General features: G+C 67.5%; 9 protein-coding genes and 1 pseudogene. 8 read left to right on the plus strand and 2 right to left on the minus strand.

The window, feature by feature from the left end; translation table 11 throughout:
- On the minus strand, window positions 1–239 hold a 239-nt coding region (locus tag BN903_RS12215; protein WP_048077986.1), incomplete at its 3' end, for an AAA family ATPase.
- Between the two features lie 177 nt (window positions 240–416).
- Here BN903_RS12215 and ahaH point away from each other — a divergent pair.
- The 8 genes and pseudogenes from ahaH to BN903_RS12255 all read left to right on the plus strand — a co-directional run bounded on the left by ahaH (window position 417) and on the right by BN903_RS12255 (window position 8620).
- Window positions 417–773 (plus strand): ATP synthase archaeal subunit H, encoded by a 357-nt coding sequence (gene ahaH, locus BN903_RS12220; RefSeq protein WP_048077987.1) that lies wholly within the window; start codon window positions 417–419, stop codon window positions 771–773.
- 4 nt (window positions 774–777) lie between these two features.
- Window positions 778–2991 carry a V-type ATP synthase subunit I gene (locus tag BN903_RS12225; RefSeq protein ID WP_048078014.1) on the plus strand — a complete coding sequence of 738 codons (2214 nt, stop codon included), beginning with the start codon at window positions 778–780 and terminating at the stop codon, window positions 2989–2991.
- A gap of 203 nt (window positions 2992–3194) precedes the next feature.
- Window positions 3195–3449, plus strand: coding sequence for an ATP synthase subunit K (locus BN903_RS12230; protein WP_048077988.1), 255 nt, complete (start codon window positions 3195–3197; stop codon window positions 3447–3449).
- 21 nt (window positions 3450–3470) lie between these two features.
- The gene (locus tag BN903_RS12235; RefSeq protein ID WP_048077989.1) at window positions 3471–4049 is read left to right on the plus strand and encodes a V-type ATP synthase subunit E; all 579 of its coding nucleotides are present in this window, start codon (window positions 3471–3473) and stop codon (window positions 4047–4049) included.
- Window positions 4046–5092 carry a V-type ATP synthase subunit C gene (locus BN903_RS12240; protein WP_048077990.1) on the plus strand — a complete coding sequence of 349 codons (1047 nt, stop codon included), beginning with the start codon at window positions 4046–4048 and terminating at the stop codon, window positions 5090–5092. Before BN903_RS12235 ends, BN903_RS12240 begins: the two co-directional genes overlap by 4 nt.
- A complete protein-coding gene (locus BN903_RS12245; protein WP_048077991.1) occupies window positions 5089–5418 on the plus strand; it encodes a V-type ATP synthase subunit F in 330 nt (109 codons plus the stop codon). The genes BN903_RS12240 and BN903_RS12245 overlap by 4 nt, the downstream gene beginning before the upstream one ends.
- Window position 5419: 1 nt before the next feature.
- Window positions 5420–7194, plus strand: a pseudogene (locus BN903_RS12250) (ATP synthase subunit A).
- Window position 7195: 1 nt separating this feature from the next.
- Window positions 7196–8620 carry a V-type ATP synthase subunit B gene (locus BN903_RS12255; RefSeq protein WP_048077992.1) on the plus strand — a complete coding sequence of 475 codons (1425 nt, stop codon included), beginning with the start codon at window positions 7196–7198 and terminating at the stop codon, window positions 8618–8620.
- Between the two features lie 42 nt (window positions 8621–8662).
- Here the strand turns inward: BN903_RS12255 and BN903_RS12260 are convergent.
- Window positions 8663–9055: helix-turn-helix domain-containing protein (locus tag BN903_RS12260; RefSeq protein ID WP_048077993.1), on the minus strand; the 393-nt coding region annotated here is incomplete at its 5' end.

Genomic DNA, 9055 nt, shown 5'->3' on the forward strand with positions numbered 1-9055 from the left:
AGCCCGGACGGTCCCTCGCGGACCGCCGCGGCGGGCTCCGCCTCGTCCGCGAGCACGTCGTGGATGGTGGTCTCGCCGGGCGTGACCCCGACGGCGCTCGCGAGGTTCGCCATGCCGAGGTCGGCGTCGATCGCGACGACGTCGGCCCCCGACTCCGCCAGGATCGTCGCCAGCGCGGCGGTCGTGGTGGTCTTCCCGACCCCACCTTTCGCCGACGCGACCGCATACACCGTTGCCATACGGTGACGGTCCGGCGACTGGCACTTAAATGTAGGCGGCGACGCCCGGACTCGGCGGGCGCGTCCGACGAGTTCGGTCCGATATCCGCCCGGAATCGGCCCGGAATCCGCGCGAAACCCCGCGGGCTTTCGCAAACACCTTATACGTCGCTTGTAGAGTTTCAGGCGATTAGTAGCATGGCGAGACCAGAGGTGCTCAACTCGATCAAGGAGGCCGAACGGGAGGCGGACGAGATCATTGCGGACGCGGAATCGGACGCCGAAGAGCGCCTCGCCGAGGCTCGTGATCGCGCGGACGAGATCCGCGCCGAGGCCGAGGAGGAGGCGGACTCCGAGGCCGAAGAGCGGCTCGAAACGGCCCGAGAGGAGATCGAAGAGCGGCGCGAGGAGATCCTCGAATCGGGGCGTTCGGACCGCGACGAGCTCGAACGCGAGGCCCGCGACCGGGTGGAATCGGCCGTCGACTACGCCGTCGAACGGTTCGAGGCGGCGGTTCACGAGCAGGCCGAGGAGGCGGTGGATGCTCAGGCCTGAGCGGATGAGCCGGGTGTCGGTGACGGGCTCGAAGCGCGTCATCGACGACGTCATCGAGGCGGCGTACTCGCACCACTCCCTGCACGTCACCGACTACGACGAGCGGTACGAGGGGTTCGAACCGGGAACTTCGCTCGACGGAGCCGAGACGCTGAACGAGCGGCTCGTGACGGTGCGGTCGCTCGAAAGCATCCTCGACGTCGACGAGGACGACGCCGAGGTCGCGCGTTCACTTGACGACGAGGAACTCGTCGCCGAGCTCGACCGCGTCCGCGAGCGGGTCAACGACCTCAACGACCAGCGCGACGAGCTCCAGAACGCGATCCGCGACCGGCAAGAGGAGATCGATCGGATGGAGCCGTTCGCCGAGCTGGGGATCGACTTAGCGTACCTGCGCGGCTACGACTCCGTCGAGGTCGTCGTCGGCGAGGCCAAGCCCGGTCCCGTCGAGGCGGCGCTCGAAGACGCCGAGGGGATAGACGCCTTCGACGTCTTCGTCGGCGGCGACGTGCTCGCCATCGTCGCGAAGCCGTCGGACCCCGACGCCGAGGGCGTCGTTCAGGACGCGCTGGTCGGCGTCGACATCGCGCTGCTCGACGTGCCGGACGCGGACGCCAGCCCGGACGAGTACGTCGCGGAGCTGGAGGCCGAACAGGCAGACCTCCGCGACGAACTCGACGCGGTCGAGACCGAGCTGGAATCGGTCAAAGCGGAGGCAGCCGGCTTCCTCCTGCGCGCCGAAGAGCAGCTCACCATCGAGGCCGAGAAGAAGGAAGCGCCGCTCTCCTTTGCGACGACGGAGAACGCCTTCGTCGCCGAGGGATGGGTTCCGACCGAGACCTACCCCGACTTCGAGGCGGCGGTCGCCGACGCGGTCGGCGACCACGCCGAGGTCGAGGAGCTGGAGCGCGCCTCGTTCACGCCCGACGGCGACCACCACACCGAGTCCGTCGACGACGACGCGGGTGGCGCGGCGTCGGCCGACGCGACCGCGGACGCCGAGACTGAAGAGGCGGTCGCCACCGACGGCGGCCATGCGGCGCACGGTACGGACGACCCGCCGGTCGTTCAGGACAACGGCGGCGCTGCGGGACCGTTCGAACTGCTCGTTCAGGCGTTCGGTCGCCCGAAGTACTCGGAGTTCGACCCGACGCTGCTGGTGTTCCTGACGTTCCCGGCGATGTTCGGGTTCATGATCGGCGACGTGGGATACGGCGTCCTCTACGCCGCCATCGGGGCCTTCATGTACACCAAGTTCGACGGCGCGTTCCGCGAACTCGGCTCCGTCGCGATGTGGGCCGGCGGCTTCACGATACTGTTCGGGATCTACTTCGGTATCGACGTGTTCGGGTACCACGCCTACCAGCTGCTGCCGGGTGACGTTCACTGGCCGGTCGAGGGGAAGGGCCTCTCGCCCGCCGACCTCAACTGGGCGCTGTCGTTCCTCGTCGCCAGCGTGCTGTTCGGGATCGTCCACCTGAACCTCGGGCACATCCTCTCGTTCGTGAGCCACTACCAGCAGCACGACCTGAAGCACGCGCTGTACGAGGCCGGGTCGTGGCTGCTGATCCTCAACGGCGCGTGGATCTGGATCTTCAGCCAGCAGCTCCCCGGACCGAAGCCGGACTTCCTCTACGAGGCGTTCGGCGTCCTGACGTTCGGGGTCGTGTCGTTCGAGACGTTCCCCGTCCCGGGCGTGGTCGGGTACGCGGCCATCGCGGCGATCCTGCTCGGCCTCGGCCTGCTCGCGGTCGGCGCGACACCGGAGCTCGCCGAAGCGCTCGCACCGGTCGTCAACGTCATCTCGTACGCCCGGATCATGGCCGTCCTGCTCGCGAAGGGCGGGATGGCGCTCGCGGTCAACTTGCTCGCGTTCGGTGCGTACATCGACGAGGGCGGCGAGGGGAGCTTCCACTTCATCTTCACGAACGAGCACCTCCACCACGTTCAGGAGACGGCGAGCGAGGAGCTGGTCTTCGCGGGGATCACCACCGCGTTCGACCCGGCCTCGATCGGCGCGGTCGGCGTCGTCGCGCTCCTCGGCGGGATCGTCGTGGCGGTCGTCGGTCACATCGTCGTGCTCCTGCTCGGCGTCACGTCTGCCGGCATTCAGGCGGTCCGCCTCGAGTACGTAGAGTTCTTCGGGAACTTCTACGAGGGCGGCGGCCGCGAGTACCTGCCGTTCGGACGCGACCGGAAGTACACCCGCGAGGACTGACGGCCGGAGCGATCTCCGGCCGCTGGTCGGTCTCGCCGCGGTCCGCCCGCACGAACCCGGCAACGTTGTCGGGTATCTGACCGCAGTAGCCGCCGCTTTCCCCACTGTTCTCCCGGATTCTGTTCGGTCGTTTTGGGAAGCTTTATGACTCCTGTAGAGGCAATTAGCAACCGTTCGGAGACGAGCAACAGCAACTACTACCAATGTTTGAAGCTACCAACGAACTCGGGAACCTCGTACTGTCGACCGGTGGAACGCTGACTGACCCCAACGCCGCGGCGGCCCTCGCCGTCGGGCTTGCGGCACTCGGGGCGGGTTACGCGGAGCGCGGCATCGGGTCGGCTGCCGTCGGCGCGATGGCCGAGGACGAAGATCTGTTCGTCAACGGGCTCATCCTGACGGTCCTCCCCGAGACGATCGTCATTCTGGCGCTCGTCGTCGTCTTCATCGTCGGTTAATCCTCCAGCGTTTTTCAACCAATGAGTTTGGAAACCGTCGTTGAGGACGTTCGAGACGAAGCCCGCGCGCGTGCGGAGGAGATCCGCGAGGCGGCCGAGGCCGAGGCCGACGAGATCGTCGCCGAGGCCGAGACCGACGCGGAGCGCATCCGCGAGGAGCGGCTCGCCGAGGTCGACGACCAGATCGACCAGGAGCGCGAACAGACGCTCTCCTCGGCGAAGCTCGAGGCCAAACAGGAGCGGCTCGGCGCTCGTCGCGACGTCTTAGAAGACGTTCATGACGACGTCGAGGCCGCCATCGAGGGGCTCGACGGCGACGACCGCCGCGAGCTCACCGAGGCCTTGCTCGACGCGAGCCTGGCGGAGTTCGACGGCGACGAGGATGTCGCCGTCTACACTCGCGCCGAGGACGTCGAGCTGCTCGAAGATCTCGTCGCCGACCGCAACGCCGAGGTCGACGGCGAGGTCGACTGCCTCGGCGGCGTCGTCGTCGAGAGCGACACCTCCCGCGTTCGCGTGAACAACACGTTCGACTCGGTCTTAGAGTCCGTCTGGGACGACGAGTTGAAGAACATCTCGGACCGGCTGTTCGACCAATGAGCGCCGCCGGCAGCCCGAACCCCGAGTACGTCGTCGCGCGGGTTCGTGCCCGCCGCGGCAGCCTCTTCGGGGACGATGAGTACCGCAAGCTCACTCGGATGGGTCCGGCCGAGATCGCCCGGTTCATGGAGGAGTCGAGCTACGGCGCGGAGATCAACGCCCTCGGAAGCCGCCACGGCGGCGTGGACCTGATCGAGTACGCGTTGAATCGGAACCTCGCCGAGCAGTTCGACGCCATCCTCGACTGGAGCGAGGGGTCGCTGTACGACCTGATCGCCCGGTACCTCCGGAAGTTCGACGCGTGGAACGTGAAGACGGTCATCCGCGGCGTCTACACCGACGCGGAGCAGTCGGCCGTCGAGGTCGACCTGATCCGCGCCGGCGAGTTCGACGACCGTCGGATCCGCCGGCTGCTTGAGGCGGACTCGATCGACGGCGTGATCGAGGTCCTCGAAGACACGATCTACGGGGAGCCGCTGCGGGAGGCGTACGCCGAGTTCGAGGAGACGGGCGTGCTGGTGCCCTTAGAGAACGCGGTCGACCGCGCGTTCTACGAGCGGCTCCTCTCCGGGCTTGGCGGCGACGAGCCGACCCGGCAGTACGAGGCGTTCCTCAAGGCGGAGGTCGACTTCCGGAACGCGACGAACGCGCTCCGGCTCGCCCGTTCGGGCGCGGATATCGACCCCGCGGCGTACTTCATCGAGGGCGGTGACCTGTTCACCCGCTCGTCGCTCGCGCGGCTGGCGCAGAACATCGACGAGCTGGTCGAGTACATCGGCGACAGCCAGTACGGCGACGAGCTCGGTCCCGCGCTCCGCGAGCTAGAGGAGGCCGACAGCCTCATCGCGTTCGAACACGCGATCGACGCCGCGCTGTTGGCGTACGGCGACCGGCTCGGCACGATCCACCCCGTGTCGGTCACCCCGGTCATCTCGTACATCCTCGCGAAGGAGCGCGAGACGGAGAACATCCGGGCGATCGCCCGCGGGAAGGAGGCCGGGCTGTCGCCCGACGAGATCGAATCGGAGCTGGTGATAACATGAGCCAGGAGATAGCGGTCGTCGGCAGCCCGGAGTTCACGACCGGGTTCCGTCTCGCCGGCGTCCGGGCGTTCGAGAACGTGCCGGACGACGAGAAAGACGAGAAGCTCGACGACGCGGTCGAGCGGACGCTCGACGACGAGGGGGTCGGCATCATCGTGATGCACGACGACGACCTCGACCACCTCTCGCGGGGGACCCGCGAGGCGGTCGAGGGGAGCATCGAGCCGGTCCTCGTGACGCTCGGCGGCTCCGGAGCCGGCAGCGGCGGGCTGCGCGACCAGATCAAACGCGCCATCGGCATCGACCTGATGGAGGACGAAGACTAACATGAGCAAAGCAGACACAACCGACGCCGTCTCCGACGACGGCGTCATTCAGAGCGTGAGCGGTCCGGTCGTGACCGCCCGCGATCTCGACGCCCGCATGAACGACGTCGTCTACGTCGGCGACGAAGGGCTCATGGGGGAAGTGATCGAGATCGAGGGCGACCTCACGACCGTTCAGGTGTACGAGGAGACCTCCGGCGTCGGCCCCGGCGAACCCGTCGAGAACACGGGCGAGCCGCTGTCGGTCGACCTGGGTCCGGGCGTGCTGGACGCCATCTACGACGGCGTTCAGCGCCCCTTGGACGTGCTGGAGGGCAAGATGGGCAGTCCGTACCTCGACCGCGGGGTCGACGCCCCCGGTATCGACCTCGAGAAGGAGTGGGAGTTCGAGCCCACCGTCGAGGTCGGCGACGAGGTCGGCCGCGGCGACGTGGTCGGCATCGTCGAGGAGACGGTCACCATCGACCACAAGGTGATGGTGCCGCCGGACGCGCTCGACGAGGGCGAGACCACCGAGGTCACCGCCGTCGAGTCGGGCTCGTTCGACGTCACCGAGACGGTGGCCGAGCTCGCCAACGGGACGGACGTCTCGATGCACCAGGAGTGGCCCGTCCGCGAGGCGCGCCCCTCCGCGAACAAGAAGACGCCCCGGACGCCGCTGGTGTCCGGTCAGCGCATCCTCGACGGCCTGTTCCCCATCGCGAAGGGCGGGACGGCCGCGATTCCGGGGCCGTTCGGCTCCGGGAAGACGGTCACCCAGCACCAGCTCGCCAAGTACGCCGACGCGGACATCATCGTCTACGTCGGCTGCGGCGAGCGCGGCAACGAGATGACCGAGGTCATCGAGGACTTCCCCGAGCTGGAGGACCCGGCCAACGGCAACCCGCTGATGGCCCGCACCTCGCTCATCGCGAACACCTCGAACATGCCCGTCGCGGCGCGTGAGTCCTGTATCTACACGGGGATCACGATCGCCGAGTACTACCGCGACATGGGGTACGACGTGGCGCTGATGGCCGACTCCACCTCGCGGTGGGCGGAGGCGATGCGCGAGATCTCCTCCCGGCTGGAGGAGATGCCCGGCGAGGAGGGGTACCCCGCGTACCTCGCCGCCCGTCTAGCGCAGTTCTACGAGCGGGCCGGCTACTTCGAGAACGTCAACGGGACGGAGGGGTCCGTCTCGGCTATCGGCGCGGTGTCACCGCCCGGCGGCGACTTCTCGGAGCCGGTCACGCAGAACACGCTGCGTATCGTGAAGACGTTCTGGGCGCTCGACGCGGACTTAGCGGAGCGCCGCCACTTCCCGTCGATCAACTGGAACGAATCGTACTCGCTGTACAAAGACCAGCTGGACCCGTGGTTCGAAGACAAGGTCGCCGACGACTGGGCGGAGCGACGCCAGTGGGCGGTCGACGTGCTCGACGAGGAGACGGAGCTACAGGAGATCGTTCAGCTCGTCGGGAAGGACGCTCTCCCCGACGACCAGCAGCTCACCCTCGAGGTCGCGCGCTACCTGCGCGAGGCGTACCTCCAGCAGAACGCGTTCCACCCGGTCGACACCTTCTGTCCGCCGGAGAAGACGTACCTCATGCTGACGACGATCCAGGCGTTCAACGACGAGGCGTTCGACGCGCTCGACGCCGGCGTCCCGGTCGAGGAGATCGTCGACACCGAGGCCGCCCCCGAATTAACCGGATCGGCGTCCAAGAGGACTACGAGGAGTACATCGAGGAGCTCAAGGCGGACATCGCCGAGGAACTCCGGAGCCTCTACTAACATGAAAGAGTACCAAACCATCACCGAGATCAGCGGTCCCCTCGTGTACGCCGAGGTCGACGAGGCGATCGGTTACGACGAGATCGTCGAGATCGAGACGGCACAGGGCGAGACGCTGCGCGGGCAGGTGCTCGAATCCTCGGAGGACGTGGTCGCGATCCAGGTCTTCGAGGGGACGAGCGGTATCGACAGAGACGCGTCCGTCCGCTTCTTGGGCGAGACGATGAAGATGCCCGTCACCGAGGATCTGCTCGGTCGGGTGCTCGACGGCTCCGGCCGGCCGATCGACGACGGCCCGGAGATCGTTCCGGAGGAGCGACAGGACATCGTCGGCGCGGCGATCAACCCCTACTCCCGGGAGTACCCCGAGGAGTTCATCGAGACGGGCGTCTCCGCCATCGACGGGATGAACACGCTCGTCCGCGGGCAGAAGCTCCCGATCTTCTCCAGTTCCGGCCAGCCGCACAGCGAACTGGCGATGCAGATCGCGCGGCAGGCCAGCGTGCCCGAAGAGGAGGAGGGCGACGACGACGAGGACGGCTCCGAGTTCGCCGTCATCTTCGGCGCGATGGGGATCACCCAAGAGGAGGCCAACGAGTTCATGCAGGACTTCGAGCGCACCGGCGCGCTCGAACGCTCCGTCGTCTTCATGAACCTCGCGGACGACCCCGCCGTCGAGCGGACGGTCACGCCGCGGATGGTGCTCACCACGGCCGAGTACCTCGCCTTCGAGAAGGACTACCACGTCCTCGTCATCCTGACGGACATGACCAACTACTGCGAGGCGCTCCGCGAGATCGGCGCGGCCCGCGAGGAGGTTCCGGGCCGTCGTGGCTACCCCGGATACATGTACACCGACCTGGCGCAGCTGTACGAGCGCGCGGGCCGGATCAAGGGCCGCGACGGGTCGGTCACGCAGATCCCGATCCTCACGATGCCGGGCGACGACGACACCCACCCGATCCCGGACCTGACCGGGTACATCACGGAGGGGCAGATCTACGTCGACCCCGACCTCAACAGTCAGGGCCTCCAGCCGCCGATCAACGTCCTCCCCAGCCTGTCGCGGCTGATGGACGACGGGATCGGCGAGGGGCTCACCCGCAAGGACCACGCCGACGTGAAAGACCAGATGTTCGCGGCGTACGCGGAGGGCGAGGACCTCCGCGACCTCGTGAACATCGTCGGTCGCGAGGCGCTCTCGGAACTCGATAACAAGTACCTCGACTTCGCGGACGCGTTCGAGTCGGAGTTCATCGATCAGGGCTTCGAGACCACCCGCGACATCGACGAGACGCTCTCTATCGGCTGGGACCTGCTCTCGATGCTTCCGAAGGACGCCCTCAACCGGATCGACGAGGAGTTCATCGAGGAGTACTACCGCGAGGACGACGCCGAGCGCGAGGCCGTCGAAGCGGCCGACTGACCCGGCTTCTCTCCACTCTTTCGCACCGACTCCGACCAGTGATTACGCCGGTCGGTCCTCGTCGGCCGCGTCGTCGCCGTCGGCGAGATCGATCACGTTCTCGCGGCCGATCCGCAGCTTCTCTACCCCGCCCGCGTCCGCCATCCGCGAGAGCACGCGCGAGGTCTTCGACTTCGACCAGCCGAGTTCCTCGACTACGTCAGATTGCTTCATCCGGCCGTCGCGCTCGCGGAGGGCACGCCTGACTCGGTCCTCGTCGGTGAGGAGTTCGGGATCGACCGCGTCGGACTCGTCGTCGGCCCCGGATTCGCTCACGGTCTCGGTGGCGGTAGCGGTTCTGCTGTCATCGGCGGCGGCGACGTCGCGGTCCGTGACCACGGGACTTCCCCCGAGATCGGTCTGCTCGCCGTCGAGTCCGAATCGACCGGTCCGCAC

Source organism: Halorubrum sp. AJ67 (genome assembly GCF_000513435.1).